Source organism: Mesorhizobium sp. Cs1299R1N3 (assembly GCF_037179625.1).
Classification (GTDB): domain Bacteria; phylum Pseudomonadota; class Alphaproteobacteria; order Rhizobiales; family Rhizobiaceae; genus Mesorhizobium; species Mesorhizobium salmacidum.
The window spans coordinates 110,190-130,000 of sequence record NZ_JAPYKQ010000007.1 but is presented as its reverse complement, the minus strand read 5'-3'; the positions used below and the strand labels follow the sequence as shown (position 1 = coordinate 130,000).

Below are 19,811 nucleotides of genomic sequence, written 5' to 3'. Positions count from 1 at the left end.
ATTCAAGCGCTTTGGCGAGCCCATCCGCCGCTCCTGCCGGCGCACGGACGGGTCCGCCAGTCAAAGGCTTAATAGCCCGCTTTGATCTTCTCGAACTCGGCGATCATCTTGAGCTTGAGATCCGACGGCAGCGGCTGCTGGAACAGCGTCTTGTCGACGAATTTCAGCACGTCGTCATAGCCCTTTTCCTTCAGCACGGCCTGATCGACGCCAGCCATGCCCTTGGCATTGGCCTGGCCGTAGCCCCAATCCTTGACCAGCACCTTGGCGATCTCCGGATCGTTGACTGCGTTGAGATAATCATAGGCCTTGTCCGTATTGCCGGGTGAGTCCTTGAACAGCACATAGCCGCAGACCCAGGTCGAGATGCCTTCCGCCGCGTCCTTCTTCGACTTGATCGGCACGCCGGCGGCGACCGACTGCACGGTCGCATCGTTCCAGGCCCAGGCGAGATCGACCTCGCCGCCGCTCAGAAGCTGGACGACGTCGGTGGTATCGGTCCAGTAGGAGCGCACATTCTTGTGTACCTGGCGCAGGAAATCGGAGGCCTGCTTGAACTGGTCGTCGGTCATCTTGGTCCAGTCCTTCACGCCGATGGCGAGGCTCGCCAGCGCATAGGCATCGTCGACATTGTCGCCGATCGAGACCCGGCCCTTGAACTTCGGATCGGCGAACGCTTTCAGCGACTGCACGTCCTTCTCGTCGATCTTGGAGGAATTGTAGGTAAGCTGCGTGTTGCCCCAGTCCCAGGGCATGAACCAGGCTTTTCCGACATCGGTCGTGGCGAGATTCTTCATCGCCATGATGCCGGGATTGAGGTCCTTCCAGCCCGTGATCCTAGAGGTGTCGAGCGGCTGCAGCAGGCCAGCCTCGCGCCACTTCACCACGCTCTGCGAGCAGGGATGGCCAAGGTCGGCCTTGAAGCCGGAACGGACCTTCTCGAACGCCTCGTCCTCATCGCCGAAGAAGGCGAAGGTCGGCGAATCGCCGTTCTTCTCGACGTATTTCGGGTGGAAGCCGGGGGCCTCGTAGCCGGACCAGTCGAACACGATCAGATCCTTGTCGGCGGCGATCGCCAGTGCGGCGGCGGAAGCCGCCAGTGCACCGGCCAGTGCGAGCGTCAGTGTCAGGCGTCTTGTCAGTGTCTTCATTGCTGCTCCATCCTCTGTGGTTTTCTTATGATTTCGTTGGGGCGGCCGCCTTCCGCGGGTAATGTTTCGGGAAAGCCGCCGACAGGAATTCAATCACCGCCTGCAAGGCCGTCTCGCGGGTCGTGTCCTCGGTGCCCATCATCAACCGCAGCCACAAGCCTTCCAGCATGGCGCTTAGAGCCAGCGCCATGACCTGCGGCTCGTAGGCGTAGCCGCCGCTTTGCTTGAGCGCCGTGCAGAGGTCGATGAAAATATTCTGGTAAACGGCATCCCGCGCGCTGCTCAGCGCCTGGTAGGTCGGCCGCGATTTGGCCTCGCCCCAGAAGGCGCACCAGGCGGCAAGCTTGCGCTTGTTGCAGATCGAGCGGTCGAAATCGGCCGCGACCAGCGCCTGGAGCTGGTCGGCAGGATCGTCGCCTGCCTTGTGCAGCGCATTGCGCCAATGCGCCGAGTATTCGTCATACATGTACTGCAAGGTCGCGATGAGCAGCTTTTCCTTGCTCTCGAAATGGAAATTGACGATGCCGCGCGACAGACCGGCGCCATCGGCGACATCGGCCATCGTCGTTTCCGAATAGCCGCGCTTGGCCAGCGAATCGATCGTCGCCTCGATAAGCTGAAGCTGCCTGACCTCCTTCGCGGCCTTGCGCCCGCGCTTTTCGGATTCAGCCTTCCGTACGGGTTCAAGGAGCGCGTCCCTGGCGTCTGCCGTCTTCATGCGTATGATGGTCTCCAGCATCGCCGGCTATCCCTTTGCATCCGGCTTCCACCCGCGAAGATGAGTGGGACGGTGCTCGCCACTGTCAAGCACCTTCTGCATGGCTTCCCAGGTTCGAATGTTGTCGACACAGGCCGACCGACCACGGCAGCAACGACCGAATAGCGATCCCTTCAACCCCATAGCGCCTCCAGGAGCGGATGGCGGTGTAGTCATACTCCGGCTCGGCCTCCGCCGTTTCGATCATCAGCCCTCGGTCCCCAATGGACGAACGCCTGTTTCGAACGCCGGCAAAGCGTAATCCATGTCTGGAAAAACGCAACATCATTTGTTGAACATTCATTCAGAATAGCTGGACAGAATGGCTGACACCATGCCAAATTCCACGTATTCGGGAACAGATCACGCGAAAATGAAGAGCGGGTCGCGGATGAGAACTGGGCCAAAATGAAAGCTTGGGACGCGATCATCATCGGCGGCGGACACAACGGCCTGGTCAACGCCTGTTACCTGCAGCGCGCCGGTCTTGACGTACTGGTGGTGGAGAAAAACGACTGGGTCGGCGGTGCCGCCACCAGCCGCGAACTGACGCCGGGCTTCCTCTATTCCAACTGCTCTTATGTCTGCTCGCTGTTCCGGCCCGAGATCATGCGTGATCTCGAGCTGCCGCGCTTCGGCCTGCAAGTGATTTCCTATGAAGGCGGCGCGATCTTCACCCGGGATGGCGATTATCTCGCCAACTACCGCGACCACGACGCGCACCGGCGCGAATTCGCCCGCTTCTCCAAAAGGGATGCCGAGGCCTATGACCGCTACTCCCGCGACGTGACGCGACAGTGCCGCTTCATCCAGCCGCTGCTGATGCGCACGGCGCCTGACCCGACCAGCCTGCGTCCGCGCGATCTCGGCGAACTGCTCTATCTCGGCAAGAAATTCGCCGGTCTCTCCGCCGAGGAAATGGCGCTGACCCTGCGCTTCTGGACCATGTCCATCTCGGACTTCCTCGACGAATATTTCGAGACCGATGTCATCAAGGCGAACTTCGCGCTGTCCGGCATCATCGGCACGGCACTCGGGCCGATGTCGCCCGGCACGGCTTACGTCCTGCTGCACCATTATATGGGCGAGGTCGACGGTTCGGTCGGTGCCTGGGGCTATGCGCGCGGCGGCATGGGCGCGGTCACCAAGGCACTGGCCGCTTCCTTCAAGGCCTCGGGTGGAACCATCCGCACCGGCGCCGAGGTCGACCACGTGCTGGTGAACAGAGGCAAGGCGAAAGGCGTCGTTCTGGCCGGTGGCGAGGAGATTTACGGCAAGCTGGTCGTCTCCAATGCCGACGTGAAGCGCACCTTCCTGAAGCTGGTCGAGGAGAAGGAACTGCCCGACATCTTCCTGCGCCGGGTCAAGAATTTCAAGATCCGGGGCTCCTCAGGCAAGGTCAACATCGCACTCGATTCGCTGCCGGAATTTCCCGCGCTGCCAAAGGACTCGCCGGTCTACCGCGGCGACATGCATTTCACCGATTCGATGGAGCGCATGGGGCGCGCCTATGACGACTGGAAGGCCGGCCGCTGGTCCGCCGATCCCTTCCTCGATATGGTCATCCCGACGACGCTCGACCCGACCATGGCGCCGCCTGGCAAGCATTTCATGAGCTGCTTCGTGCAGTACGCGCCGCCCAAGATCGCGGGTCGCGAGTGGACGGACGCCGATCGCGACGGTTTTGCCGAAAGCGTGGTCGCGCAGATCGCTGAGTATTCGCCGGGTTTCCGTGAGCGCATCGTCCATATGGAGGTGCGCACGCCGCGCGAGATCGAAGCCGAGGTCGGCCTCACCGAAGGCAACATCTTTCAGGGCGAACTCACCTTCGACCAGCTGCTGTTCAACCGCCCGGTGCCGGGCTACGCGCAGTATCGTTCACCGCTCGGTGGGCTCTATATGTGCGGTTCCTCCACCCATCCCGGCGGCGGCGTCATGGGTGCGCCCGGGCGCAACGCCGCGGCCGAAATCCTGCGCGATCTCGCAAAATCCACCTCGCATATGAGCCCGGCCCATGACGTCATTTGATGCGCCAAAATGGGATGTGCTTGTCATTGGCGGCGGCCACAACGGGCTTGTCGCCGCCGCCACGCTGGCGAAGGCAGGTCGCAAGGCGCTGGTGCTGGAAGCCGGAGCCGATCTCGGCGGCGCCGCGCGCACCGAGGAATTCGCGCCCGGCTTTCGCATCTCGTCGGTCGCGCATGTGCTGAACCGGCTGCATCCCGATGTGGTGAAGACGCTGGAGCTGGAAAAACACGGGCTGCAAATCGCTCGCGCCGACTTCGCCCCGTCGGTCGCTTTGTCGAAGGATGGACCGCCGCTTGTCCTGCATGGCGCCTATGGCGAGGTGCTGACCGGCGCCAGTCTGTCGGAACAGTCCGCCTGGAAGGAATTGCGCGCGCAACTGCTGCGCTACGCAGGCATCCTGAAGCCCTTCCTCTCTCGACGCCCGCCCGATCTCGGCGGCATGTCGCTGTTCGAAGGCGCGGCACTTGGCCAGACCGCGCTGGCGCTGAAGAAGCTCGGCAAGGAAGACATGCGCGACTTCCTGCGCGTGCTTTTGATGAACGTTGCCGACCTGCTTGACGAGCAGCTCGCCGACGACAGGCTGAAAGGCCTGCTCTCCTTCGATGCCACGCTCGGCAGCCACCTTGGCCCGCGCTCGCCGACCTCGCTGCTCGGCCTCTATTATCGTCTGGCCGGAGAGATCGGCGGTGCGGCCGGAGCGCAGATACTGCCAAAGGGCGGCATGGGCGCGGTGGTCGCCGCCCTCCGCGCTGCTGCCGAAAAGGCTGGCGTCACGATCCGCACGTCGGTGCCCGTCGCAAGGATCATTGTCGAGAAAGGCCGCGCCGTCGGCGTCGTCCTCGACAATAGCGAGGAGCTTCGCGCCAGGACGATCGTCTCCGCCATCAATCCGGCGACCACCTTCCTCGATCTTGTCGGGCCGCGCGGGATCGACACCGGCTTCATGCGCAAGGTCAGAAATATCCGCATGAAGGGCGATGCCGCCAAGCTCCATTTGGCGCTCGACCGGCCGCCGCAATTTTCCGGGGTCGATGCTGCCGGCAGCAAGGGGCGGCTGGTCATTGCGCCCTCCCCAGACCATGTCGAGCGTGCCTTCAATCCATCCAAATATGGCGAGTTCTCGCCCGAGCCGGTGATGGAAATCACCTTGCCCAGCATTGCGGACCCATCGCTGGCGCCAGGCGGTGCCTGCGTCTTGTCGGCCGTGGTGCAATATGCGCCTTATGCACTGAAGGTAGGCTGGGATGCCGGCAAGCCGAAATTCCTCGAGGCTATCATGGCTCAGTTGGAAGCCTACGCACCTGGCATAGGCAAGACCGTGGTTCAGGCCGAACTGCTCACCCCTGCCGACATCGAGAAGCGCTTCCGCATGCCGGGCGGCCACTGGCACCATGGTGAACTGCAGGCCGATCAGATGCTGATCTCGCGCCCCGTATCCGGCCGGTCGGGCTACGACACGCCGCTCGACGGGCTGTTCCTGGCCGGTGCGGGTTCGCATCCCGGTGGTGGTGTTTCGGGTGCGCCCGGCTTGATCGCGGCACGGCACATCATCGCGATGAAAGGGTGACGGGATGTCTCAGTCGGCCAACGCCGCCTTCCACTGCGAAGGAACGCTGCCATGACCAGTCAGCTCGACAACGCGGCCCGCACCCTGGCGCAATCCCACTTCCGCACGCTGCGCATTGGCACGCCGTTCCAACCGCGTATCGACGCCCTAGCCAAGACCCAGGACTGGTACAATTGGGCCGGCTACCGCGCGCCGCATTCGCTTTGGGACGAGGAGCTCGAATACTTCGCCATCCGCAGCCAGGCAGCACTTTTCGACATCTCGCCGATGACCAAATACCGGATCGAGGGACCGGATGCCGAAGCCTTCCTCGACCGCGTCACCTTGCGCGATGTCACCAGGCTCAGGCCGGGCCGCGTTCATTACACCGCGTGGTGTGACGACGAAGGTTTTGTCCTGGACGACGGCACGCTTTTTCACTTGTCGCCGACACGCTTCCGGCTGTGTTCGCAGGAGCGGCATCTGCCGTGGCTGCTGGACAGTGCCCTTGGCTTCGACGTCATTGTCGAGGAAGAAACGGAGGCCGTCGCCGGCCTCGCCTTGCAGGGCCCAACCGCCTTCGCCGTGCTGCGCGATGCCGGTTTCGCCGGTGTCGAGAAGCTGAAAATATTCGACCTTGCCGAGTTCCCGCACGACGGCGACACGGTCACCATCTCGCGTACCGGCTTTACCGGCGATCTCGGCTACGAGCTGTTCGTGCCGCTCGACAAGGCACTCAGCCTGTGGGACCGGTTGATGGCCGCGGGCGAACTTCGCGGCATCCGCGCCATCGGCTACACCGCGCTCAATCGGGCTAGGCTTGAAGCAGGGCTGATCGTCGCCAATGCCGATTTCACCACCGCCGAACACGCCATTCGCGCCGACCGCCGGCGCATGCCCGACGAGATCGGGCTCGGCTTCATGATCGATCTGGAAAAGGGCCATTTCAACGGCCGTCGTGCCATCCTCGAAGCGAGGGCGAAACGCAAGCTGCGCCATGTCCTGGTCGGGCTGGAGATCGAGGGCAACATCCCGGCCGAACACGCGATCGTCTACTATAAGAAGAGCCAGGACGTCGGCCTGGTCAGCGCCGCCATGTGGTCGCCGATGGCCAAGCGCAACATCGCCATCGCCTCGCTGGCGCGGCCCTATGGTGATACAGTCGTGGAGGACCTCTGGGTCGAGATCTACGCCATGCGCGAGCTGCAGTACCAGAAGCTGATGAAACGGGCCAAGGTCGTGGCGCGACCCTTCATAAAGCTCGACCGCCGCACCGCCAACCCGCCGGCGGATTTCTGACCATGACCGGGGAAGCCGACAAGCACCAGGAAGGCGAGGCCGCCGAGCAGTGGGAGCTGGTCAACACACCGCTCGGCGAGAAATGGTCGGGCCGCACGCGCTATGCTGCCGCCATGTTCTTCTACAAGCAGGGCGAGATGAGCGCCGAGACGCTCGAAGTCTACCGCATCTGCGCGCGGCTCGATGCGGAAAATCCGCTGCCGATCATCAGGGATCGTGGCGTCGGCAAGGATTGGCTGAAGCGCATGGGCTTCGAATAAGCCACTCTAACCTATCGTTCTTTCCAGCATGCTGAGCCAGTTGCGGTAGGCGATCTTTTCGATCAGTGCGCGGCCGAAACCGCGCGCCGCCAGCGCATCGATGAGTTTCGGCAGGCCAGCGACGTCGCCGATGACGGCCGGGATCATGGCGCCGTCGAAATCCGAGCCGAGACCGACGCCGTCCTCGCCCAAAGCCTGCAGCAGGGAATCGATATGGCGCACCATGATGTCGAGGCTGGTGTCGGCATTCATGCGGCCGTCCTCGCGCAGGAAGCCGGTGGCGAAGTTGAGGCCGACCATGCCGCCGGACTCGCGGATCGCTCCGAGCTGCCAGTCCGTCAGATTACGCGAATGGCCGCAGATCGCGTGCACGTTGGAGTGGGTGGCGACCAGCGGCGCATCGCTAAGTGCTGCAACATCGCGAAAGCCCTTCTCGTTGAGATGCGAGAGGTCGATCATGATCTTCAGTTCATTGCAGGCCTTGACCAGCGCCTTGCCGGCATCGGTCAGGCCAGGTCCGGTGTCGGGCGAGGACGGAAAGCGGAACGGCACGCCATTACCGAACGCATTCGGCCGGCTCCAGACGACGCCGAGCGAACGCAGGCCCGCGGCATGCAGAACGTCGAGCATGGTGAGTTCGGGATCGATCGCCTCGACGCCCTCGATGTGGAACACTGCGGCAATCGTGCCTTGTGCCATGGCGTTGCGCACGTCGCCGGCACTGCGGCAGATCGCCAATGCGCCGGCGCGCTCAAGCCGGAACAGGATGGACGCCATGGCGATCGTCGAGTTGAGCGCATCGGCGCGCGGAACCTCGGGCGGCAGCGGCTCGCTGTCGCTCGGCGCCGAAGGCACGGCGCTGCGCCGCGCTTTCTCGACCGGCGGAGGGAAGATGGCGAACATGCCGCCGGCGAATCCGCCGGCCCTCGCACGCGGCAGGTCGATATGGCCGCCCGATTTCCCGTCGATGAACAGCTTTTCGACGTCGCTGTCCTTGGACTGATAGAGCCTCAGCAGCGTGTCGTTATGGCCGTCGAAGACGGGGACGAGGTCGGAGTCTGTCATAGGGGGTCATTCGGTTCGTTCATCGGCGCGGGAGCGATATATCATACCCACTTAGGCACGATGTGCTACCCGCGCAAATGACAAAGCCTGTCCGACCTATTGCTTCAGCACGTCGGCCCATTCCGGATGGCGGCGGAACTGGGCGTTGGCGAACGGGCAGAGCGGGATGATCTTCTTGCCCGCTGCCCGCGCGTCCTCGACGGCGCGGGTGACGAGCCGAAGCCCGGCGCCCTGGCCGCGAAAGGCGTCCGGCACTTCGGTGTGGTCGATGATGAGCTGGTGCTCGCCGATCTTGGTGAAGGTCATCTCGGCCTTGGCGTCGCCGGGGCCGCGCAGGAAGTAGCGACCCTTGGATCCGCGATCTTCAAGTTCGATCTCTGGCAGTTGATCGGGCATCTCTACACTCCTTGGACGACACCGGCAAAAAGCCGCCGCGCCGCCTCGATTTCGTTTGGCCGCACCTCGTGCCCGCCGTCGTGCCACTCCACTGTGACATCGGCGCCATCGGCACGCAAATAGGCTTCCAGCCGCGCCGTCAGGTTCGGCGGGCAGATCGGATCGCGCCTGCCGGCGGTCACCAGGATGTGACGGCCGGCAAGGCTGCCTTTCACCTCCGGTTCGAACGGGATCAGCGGATGCATCAGCACCGAAGCGTCGAACAGGTCAGGGGCTTCGAACACCAGCGAGGCCAGGATGTTGGCGCCGTTGGAATAGCCGAGGCCCAGCACGGCCGACGGCGTCGCAGCCTCGACATGGGCCTTGACGAATTCAGCCATCTTGCCCGTCGCCCGCGCCAGGTCGTCCATGTCGTAGACGCCCTCGCCGGTGCGGCGGAAGAAACGCGCCGCACCTTGTTCGGAAACATCGCCGCGCGGCGAGATGATGGTGGCCTGGGGCGCGAGATCACGCCCCAGCGAAACAAGCTGGCTCTCGTCGCCGCCCGTGCCATGGAAGACGAAGAGCAGCGAACCGCCCGGCGAACCGGGCAGCACCTTGTGGATGAAAGCGTCCTTGCTCATCGTCTCAGCCCTCCAGCTTCTGCAGATGCTGTTCGAGATAGGGCCGCAGGTGCCGATGCTGGGTGGGCAGCTTCAGCGCCTCGCCGAGATGGGCGGTGTCCTCGTCGTGGTCAAAGCCCGGCTCGTTGGTGGCGACTTCGAACAGCACGCCGCCTGGCGTGCGGAAATAGATCGCCCAGAAATAGTCGCGGTTGATCACCGGCGTCACGCCATAGCCTGTATCCATCAGCGCTTTGCGCACTTCGAGCTGCTTGGCGCGATTCTCGACGGAGAAGGCGACATGATGGACGGAGCCCGCGCCGAGATCGGCGAAAGGGGCAGTCGGCAGCGATTCGATGTCGACGACATCGGCGCCGTTGCCGTTCCTGATGGCGAGCCGCCTGACATTGCCTGACTTGTCGACCTCCTCGTAGCCCATGAATTTCAACAGCTCCTCGGTGGCGCCGCCATCCTTCAGCCTCAGCGAAACCGAGTGAAAGCCGCGGATCGCCTCGTCCGCGGCAATGCCGCCTTTCACCCAGGGCGCTCTGCTGTCGGCCTTGTCCTCGACAAGGGCAAAGCCATCGCCGTCCGGGCCGGCAAATCCGAGCCGCTTCTCGCCAAAGCTGTCCTCGCGGGCGACATTGGTTACGCCTTCGTCGGTGAAGCGTTTTTCCCAATAGGCGAGCGTGCCTTCCGGCACGGAGTAGACCGTGGTGCCGACTTCGCCGACGCCATGGCGGCCTTTGCCGATATTGGGAAACGGGAAATAGGTCATCACCGAACCCGGCGTTCCGACCTCGTCGGCATAGTAGAGATGGTAGACGTCGGGCGCATCGAAATTGACCGTCTTCTTCACCCGGCGCAGGCCAAGCTTGTGGGTGAAGAAATCATTGTTCTGCCGTGCATCCCTGGCCATCGAGGTGACGTGATGCAGGCCCTTGATCTGGTCGAGCATGGTCTTTGCTCCTTCCCTTGGTGCTTGTGCGGCCTCGCCGCTGTCCACGCCAATATGAGGACGCGATCGATTGTGGCAAAGGCGGCAAACACAGAATGGACTGTGCTTCAAAAGTGAACAATGAGAAGGCGTTTGTTCAACATCCAGCCAACAGCCTGGTCTTGCGCGGTTGATGGAAATCGGTTCCATGTGCGCATTCGAATATACTGGGAAGGGGTAGCGCAAGTGACTGGAAAAGGCAGGCGGCCGAATGTCCTCCTCATCACTTGCGACCAGTGGCGCGGCGACTGCCTGTCGGCTGCCGGCCATGCCCAGGTGAAGACACCGAATGCCGATGCGCTGGCCGCCGAAGGTGTGCTGTTCAAGCGCCATTACGGCGGTGCGGCTCCGTGCTCGCCCGCGCGTGCCTGCCTCTACACGGGCCTCTACCAGATGAACAACCGTGTCTGTCGCAACGGCACACCGCTCGATGCCCGCCACGGCAATATTGCGCTTGCCGCGCGCAGCGTCGGTTACGATCCAACCTTGTTCGGCTATACCGATGTGTCGCTCGATCCGCGCCAGCTTGCACCGGCCGATCCGCGGTTGCACAGCTACGAAGGCGTGCTGCCCGGCTTCACTGTGCGCCAATTGCTGCCCGAACATCAGAAGCAGTGGTTGTCCTGGCTGAAGCAGCAGGGCATCGATGCCAGCGCTGGAAGTCCTGATGTCCATCGTCCCGTTGGCGAGGCGGACGGCGCGGTGACTGAGGCGCCACCCATCTACTCGAAGGATCAGACGCCAACGGCCTTCCTCGCCGGCGAATTCATCCGCTGGCTGGGCGAGCAAGAGGAAGCCACGCCATGGTTTGCGCATCTTTCCTTTATCAGCCCGCATCCGCCCTTCATCGTGCCGGAACCGTACAACATCCAATACGATCCGGCGGACGGCCCCGCTTTTCACCGCGCGGAAAGTTGGCGTGCCGAATCTCAGGGCCACCCCTACATCGCCTATGATCTTGGCCGGCAAGAACGCGCGAAGTTCCGCCCCGGCGCCACAGGCAAGGTACACGACTGGAGCGAGGACGATTTCCGCCGTATCCGGGCAATCTATTACGGCATGATCTCGGAGGTCGACGCGCAACTCGGCCGCCTATGGCAAGCGCTGAAGACCGAAGGCGCGTGGGATAACACCATCATCGTGCTCACCTCCGACCACGCCGAGATGATGGGCGACCATTTCATGCTGGGCAAGGGCGGCTATTTCGACGGCAGCTACCATATCCCGCTGATCATCCGCGATCCACGCCACCGTAAGGCCGCCGCCAGCACGATCGATCGCTTCACAGAAGCGGTGGACATTTTGCCTACGCTCATCGACCTGCTCGGCGTGGCTCCCGAGCCGCATCTTGACGGGTGCTCGCTGAAACCCTTCTTGAGCGGTGGAACTCCAGCCGTTTGGCGCGACGCCGCGCACTGGGAGTTCGACTTCCGCTCGGTCGCGGACGGTGAAGCCGAACAGCACTTCGGCATTACCTCGCGCCAGTGCAACCTCGCTGTCATCCGCACACAGAAATTCAAATATGTGCATTTTGGCGGCGGCTTGCCGCCCCTGCTTTTCGACATGGAGGACGACCCTGGCGAACTGAAGAACCTCGCCAGCAGTCCGGCACACCGTTCCACCCGGCTGGAATTCGCCGAAAGGCTGCTTGCCTGGCGGGCCGAACATCTCGACCAGTCGCTTGCACTCTGGGAACTGACGGAAAACGGGGTGGCTGGATATGCCAGGTCGCAAGCAGGGCGGTAAGGGACTTCCCCTACCGCCCGCATCCTTGCCTACCGGACGACGAGGCGCTGCTCGTCGCGTTTCTGGGCGTAGGAGCCCTTGTCGTAAGCCGCTTGCTTCTCAAGCTGCTCCTTGGTGAAGGTCGTATACAGATACTTCTTGCCGTTCTTGTCGGTCATGAACTTCAAATTATCCATGCCGACCGCGACCTCCTTCGAGCCGATGCCGAGGAAACCGCCGACATCGACGATGACGGCATCGGTTTTCTTGTCAGGCGCCAGCACGACATCGCCGATCTCGCCGACCTTGGCGTCGTTGGCGCCATAGACCGTCGTGCCCTTCAGATCGTCACCCCTGATCTCGCCGACCGGCATCTCTGTCAGCTTCGACTTGTCGATGGCCGCGGTCTTCGTCTGGTCAGGAGCTGTGGCGTCAGCCGGCGCAGCCGCCGTCTTGTCCGCCGGAGCGGCAGCGGGAGCTGTCGCGGCGGGAGCGGTGGCCGCCGGCGCGTTCGATGCCGTCGTGGCCGGCGCCGGATCATAGGCCTTGCGGTTGAAGTCCGGCTGCGCCTGCAGCTCTTCCTTGGTGGTCTGCGCCACCAGCCAGCGGTCGCCATTCTTCTGTGCCCACTGCGCCTTGGCGAAATCATAGGCGACGTTCTTTTCGCCCATGCCGAGGAAGCCGCCCACGCCAATAATCAGCGACTGCGCCTTGCCTTCCTTGGTCAGTACGATGTCGTTCACGTCGCCGATCTTCTGCGCGTCATCGCCTGTGCCGTTGTAGACATTTTCGCCGATGATGTTTGTGGCCAGGTTGCCATCAGCCTGTTTCACCGGTTGCGCGTTCGCCTCTGCGGGCTTCTGTGCCGTGTCGGTCGACGTGGCCGGCGCCTGGGCAGTCGTCGATGCGGCCGGGGCCGGCGCATAAGCTTTGCTGTCGAACTCCGGATGCGCCGTCAGCTCGTCCTTGGTTGTCTGGGCCACGAGCCAGCGGTCGCCGTTCTTCTCGGCCCATTGCAGCTTGTCATAGTCGAAGGCGACGTTCTTGGTTCCGACGCCGAGGAAGCCGCCCACGCCGATGACGACGGATTTCGCCATGCCGTCCTTGTCAAAGACGACGTCCGTGACCTTGCCGATATTCTCGGCATTGTCACCAGTGCCGTTATAGACGGTTTCGCCGATGATATTGGTGACGATGCTGCCTTCCGCCCGGATCACTGGCGCTGCCGGCTCCTGAGCGGCCGGTGGGTTCGCGGGGGCTGGGGTTGCGTTTTGCGCGAAGGCCCCGGTTGCAACCATTGTTGCAAGGGCGGTGGTCGCTAAAAGGGTGCGGATCATGATAATCTCTCCTCGTGCCTGATTTCGTGCACGCCGCGTCCGGTTGAACCGTCGCTGGGAGATCGGGCGCGGCATCTCTACAGGTTCACAACGTCGTGACCATGCTGTTGTTCCGACAAAAAACCGCGACATCCGAGACCAAAGGCACCAAGCGGATGCGTAACCGCCAGCCGACGCAACCCCTGGATTCCGGCCTTGGATACTGGCCTGGATTCCAGCGCAACCGGAACCTTTCCTGGTCCGCTGCGTTCCAGCCTCCGGCTAGGTACGCCTGGCCAGTTTTGACTGAACAGCGGAGCCGGGCATGAATTTTGCGGCGGTGCTGAACCGGGACGGCGGCACCTTGCGCACCACCGATCTCATGGCCTTTTCCGACCGGATGCGTCAGACGCTGGAATCGGCGGGCCATTCTCTCAGCATCGACATCGTTGCCGGCCGGGATATCGCGGAAACCCTCGACAGCGCCGTCTCGCGCCGCACCGTCGACATCGTGCTCGCCGGCGGCGGCGACGGAACCATCTCAGCCGCGGCTGCCAGGCTGATGGGCAAGAAAAAGGCGCTCGCCATACTGCCGGCCGGCACGATGAACCTGTTCGCGCGCGGCCTCGGCATTCCGCAGTCGCTCGATGCCGCGCTGGAATCCTTCGCCGACGGCGAAATCATTGCGGTCGACATGGCCACGGCCAATGGCCAGCCATTCGTTCATCAGTTCTCGATCGGCATGCATGCCAAGATGGTGCAACTGCGCCAGAAGATGGAATTCGGGTCGCGCCTGGGTAAGATCGGTGCTTCAGCCAAGGCCGCCTGGGCGACGATCAAGAACCCCCCGGCAATGAACGTTACGCTCGGCATTGGCGACGCCGAGGTGACGGCGCGCATATCGGGCATCGGCGTCACCAACAATCTGTTCGGCGAAGGCCATTTGCCTTATGCCGACAACCCTGCGGGCGGCGTGCTTGGCATCTACGTCACGGTGGCGCAACAGCGCGCTGAACTGGTCAAGTTCTTCTTCAACATGGCGCGCGGCAAATGGCGCGACAACGAGCACGTCGAAATCCATCAGGCCGACCGTGCAGTGCTGAAAATCCATTCCGGCGGCAGAAAATTTCGCGCCGTGATGGATGGCGAACTGGTCAGGCTCGATCGTGAGACGACGATCGAAATCAAACCCGGAGCGCTCAATGTGCTGGTGCCGGCCAGCGTGGCCCAGGCGAAGGCCGCCTGATGCGGTGTGAAGCCACGGGAGCCGCGATTTTAGCCGGAGGGCGCCGGGCCGGAATCCGGCGGAGCGGGGACGTGTTGTTCGCCTGTGCTCGGTGCTTTGATCAACTCGCCGTAGATCTCGGCGACGCCCCAGGCGATGAGCGCCAAGAGTAGTCCGGCGATCAGGATTTGGAACCCATGCCAACCCCATCGCCCCTGACGCGCTTTGTTTTCGGGAATGTTCTTGGTCATGGCGGTTCCTCGTCTGGTTCCGCGTCGGCTGGCGCGATCGGCAACTCACGCTCGGGTAACGGTCCCTCGCAAGGATGGTTCCGGCTGCAGGGTTGTCTCGGGTCGGCGAGGACATCAAGGCAAGCCGTTGGAGACTTGGTTGGATAGCAGGGTGGAAACAGTGTCCGGCGCGACGGCGTCTTCGCCGAGATATCGATGGCGCTGGAAGATCTGTCGAAGTGACACGGGGCCGGCCGGCCGGCGCTGCTATCCCTCGCCGGCATCCGGACGGTCGGCGTCGGACTTCGCGTTCTCGCGGTAGATGGCATAGGCCGCGAGTGCCACGGCCGGACCAAGAATAATCCCGAGTCCACCTTTTCCCCTGAGCCCACCTTTTCCCTTGAGCCCACCTTTTCCCTTGAGCAAAGTCGGTAGCACCGCGAGCGCGGCCGCAATGCCGATCGCCTTCATGTCGGCCTTGCGCCGCCTTGCTTCGCGGCGGACCTGGGCGCCCGACACCAGCCGATGGATCAGAACAACAAGGCCCGCGATCACCAGGAAGCCGACACCGAAACCAACCGCGGCAGCCAGCGATCCATAGCGTGCCGATGTCCAGATGTAAGCCGCCCCGACCAGGAAGCCGAGGCCGCAGAATGCCGCCAGCGCTGCAAGCGCATAGACGATGGCCGCCGTGCGCGCGCGGCGCACCGCAGCCATTGTTTCACCCGAGGCGAAACCCGAGAGCAGGGAAGCCAGCAGTCCCATCTCGGCGAAACTAGCGACGCGCGAGCAGCGCGAACAGGAAGCCGACGCCAGCGGCGATTGCCAGCGACGTTACCGGCTTTTCGCGTACGCTTGCCACCATCTGCGCCTCGATATCCCTGGCGTTGCCGCGCAGGCTGTCGAAGGCGGCCTCCCCTTGGACGCGCAACTGCTCGACGCCTTCGGCCGCCGCCCGGCGGGCCGTGCCGTAGCCGTGTTCACCGGTCTGAGCCAACTGTTTGGTGAGCTTGTCGATATCGGCCTTCAACTGCCTGATGTCGGCTTCAAGATCCGAATTCGTCCGGGCTTCGTTGGCGGTTTTCCCTGCGGCGGTTGCCATTGCGTAACTCCTTGTGATTGCTCGATTTCAAACGCGACGTGCGTCTCAAGGTTCCGATGCCGGGGCAAACTAGCCGAAAACCAGGTCATGCGCACCCGATCTCCTACCTCTGGCAAGAAGCGCTGCGTCAGATCAGCGGCCGTAACGGCCATTGCTCGCAAGGATATTGCCGGCTTGAAAAAACGCGCTCGGTCTTGCTTGGCATTTCGCCCCTTGCAAATGCCTGCCGCCAGCAGGTCCGTTCCACGCGCCTGCCTGAGATTGGCCTTTCATCGGCGGCGCATATCCTTTTTAAATGACAACACACCGAATTGCGATCATGACTCCCGACGTTTCAAGGAGCAATTGCCTGTGCCTCAATTACTTGACGGATTGCGCATTCTTGTCCTGGAGGATGAATACCTTATAGCCATGGATGTCGAGCAACTCTGCCGCGACCACGGTGCAAGCGAGGTGGTGGTTGCCCGCGACCTGGCCGAGGTCGATGGCCGGAAGGTCGCGACGGATTTCGACGCGGCCATTGTCGATCTAGTGCTGGGCGGTGCCTCGACGCTTGAATTCGCCGCGGGCCTGCGTGAAACCGGCGTCCCGTTCGTTTTCGCGTCCGGCTATTCGGATGCGGACGAGATCAAGGCGTCCTTCCCTGGGGTGAGGCTGGTCACCAAGCCCTATTCAGGCGAAGACCTCGTCGAAGCCGTGGCGCTGGCCTACGGTCGCGGCTCCCCTGGCAGAGACTGACGCGACACGTCCGCATCGCCGTTATTCGGCCCGCATTCAATGCGCCGCCGTCCCCGTGACCTGAGCCGAGATCGCATCGGGACCATACTCGTCCTCGCCGGAGATTTTCAGGATTTCCTGCAGGCGCGTGCGGGCCCTGCTGACGCGGCTCTTGATCGTTCCGACCGCGCAACCGCAGATTTCGGCGGCCTCCTCATAGGAGAAGCCCGAAGCGCCGATCAGGATGATGGCTTCGCGCTGGTCCTCCGGCAATTGCTCGAGAGCGCCGCGAAAATCCTTGAGGTCGAGTTGGCCGTGCTGGGCGGGGTGCACTGCAAGCCGGGCCGTCATGATGCCGTCGCTGTCCTGCACCTCGCGGCCGCGCTTGCGCATCTGCGAATAGAATTCATTGCGCAGGATCGTGAAAAGCCACGCCTTGAGGTTGGTGCCGGGCTGAAAGCTCTCATGCTTGTCCCAGGCCTTGACCAGCGTTTCCTGAACGAGATCGTCGGCCTTGTCGGCATTCTGCGTCAGCGACACGGCAAAAGCCCGCAAGCTTGGGATTGCTCCAAGCAAATCGGTCTTGAAGCCTTGGGAGACCGCTGCCATGCCTCAGTCCTTCTTCTGCGCGGGTTCGGCCTGTTCCAGTTGGCTGAGCAACCGGGCGAAGCGATCCGGCACATTGTCGGAGACCAGCTCGTCATAATATTGTTTGAGTTTGCGCCCGATTTCGGAGTTCGGCCCAAGAGGGTCGCCGACGCCGTTCCGGCGCCTGCCCGCGGCGCCAGCCAGAATATCTTTCGTCATATCCTTCATTTCGCCCTTTTATTCCCAGAACTCAAGCCGCTCATACACAACACAAGACAAGCGTTGCCCTCGTCTGGTTTGCCCAACCCGACGTCCAAACGCCATTGCCACTGATTCGTTCCATATCGGCGGAACTTTTTCGGAAAAGCGGCGTTATTTCCATGGGGCTTGCAATCAGCGTGACCCGCAATGCATCCAACCCGCGTCATCTGAGGGAGACGTCCATCATGAGCTTGTCCGCCACCATCGCTCCGCATCTGCCGTTCCTGCGGCGCTTCTCGCGTGCCGTCTCGGGATCGCAGGAGAGCGGCGACGCGCTGGTCGCCGCGATGCTTGAGGCCATCATTGCCGATGTCGACATCTTCCCGGAGGCGTCGAGTGACCGGATCGCCTTGTACAAGGTTTTTGCCAAGCTCTTCACATCCGTTGCCATCCGCGTTCCGCAGGAGCAGTCACAATCGGCCTGGGAGCAGCGCGCGGCCGCCAACCTCAATGCGATCGCGCCGCTTCCCCGCCAGGCCTTCCTGCTGGTTGCCGTCGAAGGTTTCAGCGAGGACGAGGCGGCCGAAATCCTCGATGTCGGCGACCAGCAGTTCTCCGAGCTGCTCGCCCAGGCAAGCAACGAGATTTCCCGTCAGGTGGCGACCGACGTGCTGATCATCGAGGATGAGCCGCTGATCGCCATGGACATAGAGGAGATGGTCGAAAGCCTCGGTCATCGGGTCGTGGGAACGGCGCGCACCCATGCCGAAGCGGTGACGATGTTCGGCAAGACCCGCCCGAAGATGGTGCTGGCCGACATCCAGCTCGCCGACGGCAGTTCAGGCATCGAGGCCGTGAACGAAATCCTCTCGTCGACATCGGTGCCGGTGATCTTCATCACCGCCTTTCCCGAACGGCTCCTGACCGGAGAGCGCCCCGAACCCGCCTTCCTCGTGACCAAACCGTTCAATCCCGACATGGTCAAGGCGCTGATCAGCCAGGCGCTGTTCTTCGACCGGCAGGCCAAGGCTGCCGCATAGATCGCAGGACAGAGACATCAAGGCCGTTGGATGCGATTGTTTCCGGCGGCCTTTTTGACAAGCCGGATCGGCCACTGGCGACTTTCCGGCCCGCGCCACCCGGAACGATTTGCAAGTACCGTCTTTTTCGGCGAATGGTGGAACAAACCGCATCCACCCACGTTTTTGTCGCATCATTGGAAGGAGATGAGCCATGCTTTACTGGGCGCTCGTATTTCTCGTCGTGGCGATTATCGCCGGCGCGCTTGGTTTCGGCGGCATTGCCGGCACCTCCGCCGGTATCGCGCAGATATTGTTCTTCATCTTCCTGGCTTTCCTGATCATTTCGCTTCTGGCCGGCCTGTTCAGGCGGGCGTGAGTCTGGCGAGTCATCAGGCGAACACTGGAAGCCGCACCCCTCAAACGGTTTCCAGCCACCGCCGGGCGGCGTCCTTCAATGGATACCGTCCGGCGGACCGCTTTTAGGGAACCCATTCGATAGTGAGCCGTTCAGCTTGAGTTGGGTGAACAGATTGACCTATGCGCTCCAGGACTTCAGATAAAACGGAAGGCGCACGGAGCGATGAAGTCATCGCCATGCACCCCGCTGAAAGCGGCATGCAGCTTGGCCGTGCCCTTCTTCACGCCCTGCACAATGCCGGCATTTCCGTCCTTTATCAGGATCGCGAGATGAAGACCGTATGGGCTCGCAACATGCGCGCGCCCTGGGCCTCCGATAAGGTCGAGGGGAATGGCATCCTGCCGATGGCGCAGACCGACCGTATCGCCGCCGCCAAGCGCGAGGTGGTCTCGACCGGCGATGCTCAGCGCCTTGAAATCAGTGTCCCGGTCGAGAACGGCGTTCGCTGGTTTCAGATCTGGGTCGATGCCGACCGAGGCGATGATGGCAATGTACAAGGCGTCGTCACCACCATGGTCGAGACGACCGAGCAGAAGCGGCGCGAACAGACCTTGACGACGTTGCTGCGTGAAGTCAGCCACCGCTCGAAGAATCTGCTGGCGATCATCCAGAGCATCGCGACCCAGACCGGTCGTTATTCCGACGGCGTCGGCGACTTCCTGACGCGCTTCCGCGGCCGGCTGCAGTCGCTGGCCTCCTCCCAGGATCTGGTGACATCCTCCAACTGGCGAGGGGCAGCCCTTCATGAACTGGTGGCGAGCCAGGTCGGCCGCTACGGAGCGAACCCATCGCACAGCCTTCGCTTCCGTGGCGCCAATCCCTACCTCAATCCCAACGCCGCGCTGCATATTGGCCTGGCGATGCATGAACTCGCCGTCAACTCCGTCAGCTACGGCGCCCTGTCCCGGCCGGACGGTTTCGTCGAGGTCACCGCCGACCTCGACGCCGCCGCCACGGGGGACGTGGCCTTGTCTTTGACATGGGCCGAAACGATAGGGACCGACGACGATGGGGGCGGTCAAAAGCGATTCGGCAGCGTCGCGTTGGAGCGGGTGGTGCCAGCGTCCCTGAACGGAACCGCGAACCTCGATATCGGCGACAGCCACCTTGAATACCGCCTGGTCGTTCCGCACAGCAATTTCGAGACGCAGTGAGAGCCCGGCAAG

The 19,811-nt window shown here is 62.7% G+C and carries 23 protein-coding genes; 11 read left to right on the top strand and 12 right to left on the bottom strand.

All coding sequences use genetic code 11. The annotated features are described in order from the left end of the window. Positions 1-68: 68 nt before the first annotated feature. On the bottom strand, positions 69-1,151 hold the full coding sequence (locus O7B34_RS17530) for an ABC transporter substrate-binding protein (RefSeq protein WP_337147217.1): 1,083 nt from the start codon (positions 1,149-1,151) through the stop codon (positions 69-71). Between the two features lie 25 nt (positions 1,152-1,176). Continuing rightward, the gene (gene betI / locus O7B34_RS17525) at positions 1,177-1,890 is read right to left on the bottom strand and encodes a transcriptional regulator BetI (protein ID WP_337147216.1); all 714 of its coding nucleotides are present in this window, start codon (positions 1,888-1,890) and stop codon (positions 1,177-1,179) included. Between the two features lie 426 nt (positions 1,891-2,316). Between betI and O7B34_RS17520 the strand changes: the two genes are divergently transcribed. Genes O7B34_RS17520 through O7B34_RS17505 form a run of 4 tightly spaced genes read left to right on the top strand, consistent with a single transcriptional unit; the run spans position 2,317 to position 7,041 of the window. Continuing rightward, a complete protein-coding gene (locus O7B34_RS17520; RefSeq protein ID WP_337147215.1) occupies positions 2,317-3,936 on the top strand; it encodes a phytoene desaturase family protein in 1,620 nt (539 codons plus the stop codon). After that, positions 3,923-5,503 (top strand): phytoene desaturase family protein, encoded by a 1,581-nt coding sequence (locus tag O7B34_RS17515; protein WP_337147214.1) that lies wholly within the window; start codon positions 3,923-3,925, stop codon positions 5,501-5,503. Before O7B34_RS17520 ends, O7B34_RS17515 begins: the two co-directional genes overlap by 14 nt. A 51-nt stretch (positions 5,504-5,554) precedes the next feature. Beyond that, positions 5,555-6,781: an aminomethyltransferase family protein gene (locus tag O7B34_RS17510; RefSeq protein ID WP_337147213.1), complete on the top strand. Its 1,227-nt coding sequence runs from the start codon at positions 5,555-5,557 to the stop codon at positions 6,779-6,781. 2 nt (positions 6,782-6,783) lie between these two features. Beyond that, entirely contained in the window at positions 6,784-7,041 is a 258-nt protein-coding gene (locus O7B34_RS17505) for a hypothetical protein (protein WP_337147212.1), read from the top strand. A gap of 6 nt (positions 7,042-7,047) precedes the next feature. On the opposite strand, the gene O7B34_RS17500 is transcribed toward O7B34_RS17505, so the two are convergent. From O7B34_RS17500 to O7B34_RS17485, 4 genes are all read right to left on the bottom strand, one after another. Next, positions 7,048-8,106 (bottom strand): dipeptidase, encoded by a 1,059-nt coding sequence (locus O7B34_RS17500; protein ID WP_337147211.1) that lies wholly within the window; start codon positions 8,104-8,106, stop codon positions 7,048-7,050. Positions 8,107-8,202: 96 nt separating this feature from the next. Then, positions 8,203-8,502, bottom strand: a complete 300-nt coding sequence (locus O7B34_RS17495; protein WP_337147210.1) for a GNAT family N-acetyltransferase — start codon at positions 8,500-8,502, stop codon at positions 8,203-8,205. Between the two features lie 2 nt (positions 8,503-8,504). Next, the gene (locus O7B34_RS17490) at positions 8,505-9,125 is read right to left on the bottom strand and encodes an alpha/beta hydrolase (protein ID WP_140769780.1); all 621 of its coding nucleotides are present in this window, start codon (positions 9,123-9,125) and stop codon (positions 8,505-8,507) included. A 4-nt stretch (positions 9,126-9,129) separates the two neighbouring features. Then, entirely contained in the window at positions 9,130-10,062 is a 933-nt protein-coding gene (locus O7B34_RS17485; RefSeq protein WP_337147209.1) for a VOC family protein, read from the bottom strand. 225 nt (positions 10,063-10,287) lie between these two features. On the opposite strand from O7B34_RS17485, the gene O7B34_RS17480 reads away from it, so the two are divergent. Further along, positions 10,288-11,847, top strand: a complete 1,560-nt coding sequence (locus O7B34_RS17480; protein ID WP_337147208.1) for an alkaline phosphatase family protein — start codon at positions 10,288-10,290, stop codon at positions 11,845-11,847. Positions 11,848-11,876: 29 nt separating this feature from the next. Here O7B34_RS17480 and O7B34_RS17475 read toward each other — a convergent pair whose 3' ends face one another. After that, a complete protein-coding gene (locus O7B34_RS17475; RefSeq protein ID WP_337147206.1) occupies positions 11,877-13,163 on the bottom strand; it encodes a PRC-barrel domain-containing protein in 1,287 nt (428 codons plus the stop codon). A 304-nt stretch (positions 13,164-13,467) separates the two neighbouring features. Here O7B34_RS17475 and O7B34_RS17470 point away from each other — a divergent pair, with 304 nt between their 5' ends. Continuing rightward, complete coding sequence (locus O7B34_RS17470; RefSeq protein ID WP_337147205.1) at positions 13,468-14,388, top strand: diacylglycerol/lipid kinase family protein; 921 nt, start codon at positions 13,468-13,470, stop codon at positions 14,386-14,388. A gap of 29 nt (positions 14,389-14,417) precedes the next feature. On the opposite strand, the gene O7B34_RS17465 is transcribed toward O7B34_RS17470, so the two are convergent. The 3 genes from O7B34_RS17465 to O7B34_RS17455 form a co-directional block, all read right to left on the bottom strand. Continuing rightward, a complete protein-coding gene (locus tag O7B34_RS17465) occupies positions 14,418-14,618 on the bottom strand; it encodes a hypothetical protein (RefSeq protein WP_337147204.1) in 201 nt (66 codons plus the stop codon). A gap of 246 nt (positions 14,619-14,864) precedes the next feature. Then, entirely contained in the window at positions 14,865-15,362 is a 498-nt protein-coding gene (locus O7B34_RS17460) for a hypothetical protein (RefSeq protein ID WP_337147203.1), read from the bottom strand. Between the two features lie 10 nt (positions 15,363-15,372). After that, the gene (locus tag O7B34_RS17455; RefSeq protein WP_337147202.1) at positions 15,373-15,699 is read right to left on the bottom strand and encodes a DUF883 family protein; all 327 of its coding nucleotides are present in this window, start codon (positions 15,697-15,699) and stop codon (positions 15,373-15,375) included. 17 nt (positions 15,700-15,716) lie between these two features. Between O7B34_RS17455 and O7B34_RS17450 the strand changes: the two genes are divergently transcribed. After that, on the top strand, positions 15,717-15,998 hold the full coding sequence (locus tag O7B34_RS17450) for a hypothetical protein (RefSeq protein ID WP_337147201.1): 282 nt from the start codon (positions 15,717-15,719) through the stop codon (positions 15,996-15,998). Beyond that, positions 15,982-16,437 (top strand): response regulator, encoded by a 456-nt coding sequence (locus O7B34_RS17445; RefSeq protein ID WP_442920973.1) that lies wholly within the window; start codon positions 15,982-15,984, stop codon positions 16,435-16,437. The genes O7B34_RS17450 and O7B34_RS17445 overlap by 17 nt, the downstream gene beginning before the upstream one ends. A 36-nt stretch (positions 16,438-16,473) precedes the next feature. Here the strand turns inward: O7B34_RS17445 and O7B34_RS17440 are convergent, their stop codons facing one another. Then, entirely contained in the window at positions 16,474-17,025 is a 552-nt protein-coding gene (locus tag O7B34_RS17440) for an RNA polymerase sigma factor (protein ID WP_010911883.1), read from the bottom strand. A 3-nt stretch (positions 17,026-17,028) separates the two neighbouring features. Beyond that, on the bottom strand, positions 17,029-17,232 hold the full coding sequence (locus tag O7B34_RS17435) for a NepR family anti-sigma factor (protein WP_032934943.1): 204 nt from the start codon (positions 17,230-17,232) through the stop codon (positions 17,029-17,031). Between the two features lie 218 nt (positions 17,233-17,450). Between O7B34_RS17435 and O7B34_RS17430 the strand changes: the two genes are divergently transcribed. From O7B34_RS17430 to O7B34_RS17420, 3 genes are all read left to right on the top strand, one after another. Then, entirely contained in the window at positions 17,451-18,245 is a 795-nt protein-coding gene (locus tag O7B34_RS17430) for a response regulator (protein WP_337132144.1), read from the top strand. Between the two features lie 193 nt (positions 18,246-18,438). Further along, positions 18,439-18,603, top strand: a complete 165-nt coding sequence (locus tag O7B34_RS17425) for a DUF1328 domain-containing protein (RefSeq protein WP_006203859.1) — start codon at positions 18,439-18,441, stop codon at positions 18,601-18,603. 161 nt (positions 18,604-18,764) lie between these two features. Then, complete coding sequence (locus O7B34_RS17420) at positions 18,765-19,799, top strand: sensor histidine kinase (protein WP_337147199.1); 1,035 nt, start codon at positions 18,765-18,767, stop codon at positions 19,797-19,799. Positions 19,800-19,811 lie beyond the last annotated feature (12 nt).

What these genes read in the sequence shown, in the direction of transcription:
- O7B34_RS17530 (WP_337147217.1), bottom strand. Translation starts at nt 1,151, where the DNA reads ATGAAGACACTGACAAGACGCCTGACACTGACGCTCGCACTGGCCGGT.
- betI (WP_337147216.1), bottom strand. Translation starts at nt 1,890, where the DNA reads ATGCTGGAGACCATCATACGCATGAAGACGGCAGACGCCAGGGACGCG.
- O7B34_RS17520 (WP_337147215.1), top strand. Translation starts at nt 2,317, where the DNA reads ATGAAAGCTTGGGACGCGATCATCATCGGCGGCGGACACAACGGCCTG.
- O7B34_RS17515 (WP_337147214.1), top strand. Translation starts at nt 3,923, where the DNA reads ATGACGTCATTTGATGCGCCAAAATGGGATGTGCTTGTCATTGGCGGC.
- O7B34_RS17510 (WP_337147213.1), top strand. Translation starts at nt 5,555, where the DNA reads ATGACCAGTCAGCTCGACAACGCGGCCCGCACCCTGGCGCAATCCCAC.
- O7B34_RS17505 (WP_337147212.1), top strand. Translation starts at nt 6,784, where the DNA reads ATGACCGGGGAAGCCGACAAGCACCAGGAAGGCGAGGCCGCCGAGCAG.
- O7B34_RS17500 (WP_337147211.1), bottom strand. Translation starts at nt 8,106, where the DNA reads ATGACAGACTCCGACCTCGTCCCCGTCTTCGACGGCCATAACGACACG.
- O7B34_RS17495 (WP_337147210.1), bottom strand. Translation starts at nt 8,502, where the DNA reads ATGCCCGATCAACTGCCAGAGATCGAACTTGAAGATCGCGGATCCAAG.
- O7B34_RS17490 (WP_140769780.1), bottom strand. Translation starts at nt 9,125, where the DNA reads ATGAGCAAGGACGCTTTCATCCACAAGGTGCTGCCCGGTTCGCCGGGC.
- O7B34_RS17485 (WP_337147209.1), bottom strand. Translation starts at nt 10,062, where the DNA reads ATGCTCGACCAGATCAAGGGCCTGCATCACGTCACCTCGATGGCCAGG.
- O7B34_RS17475 (WP_337147206.1), bottom strand. Translation starts at nt 13,163, where the DNA reads ATGATCCGCACCCTTTTAGCGACCACCGCCCTTGCAACAATGGTTGCA.
- O7B34_RS17470 (WP_337147205.1), top strand. Translation starts at nt 13,468, where the DNA reads ATGAATTTTGCGGCGGTGCTGAACCGGGACGGCGGCACCTTGCGCACC.
- O7B34_RS17465 (WP_337147204.1), bottom strand. Translation starts at nt 14,618, where the DNA reads ATGACCAAGAACATTCCCGAAAACAAAGCGCGTCAGGGGCGATGGGGT.
- O7B34_RS17460 (WP_337147203.1), bottom strand. Translation starts at nt 15,362, where the DNA reads ATGGGACTGCTGGCTTCCCTGCTCTCGGGTTTCGCCTCGGGTGAAACA.
- O7B34_RS17455 (WP_337147202.1), bottom strand. Translation starts at nt 15,699, where the DNA reads ATGGCAACCGCCGCAGGGAAAACCGCCAACGAAGCCCGGACGAATTCG.
- O7B34_RS17440 (WP_010911883.1), bottom strand. Translation starts at nt 17,025, where the DNA reads ATGGCAGCGGTCTCCCAAGGCTTCAAGACCGATTTGCTTGGAGCAATC.
- O7B34_RS17435 (WP_032934943.1), bottom strand. Translation starts at nt 17,232, where the DNA reads ATGAAGGATATGACGAAAGATATTCTGGCTGGCGCCGCGGGCAGGCGC.
- O7B34_RS17430 (WP_337132144.1), top strand. Translation starts at nt 17,451, where the DNA reads ATGAGCTTGTCCGCCACCATCGCTCCGCATCTGCCGTTCCTGCGGCGC.
- O7B34_RS17425 (WP_006203859.1), top strand. Translation starts at nt 18,439, where the DNA reads ATGCTTTACTGGGCGCTCGTATTTCTCGTCGTGGCGATTATCGCCGGC.
- O7B34_RS17420 (WP_337147199.1), top strand. Translation starts at nt 18,765, where the DNA reads ATGCGCTCCAGGACTTCAGATAAAACGGAAGGCGCACGGAGCGATGAA.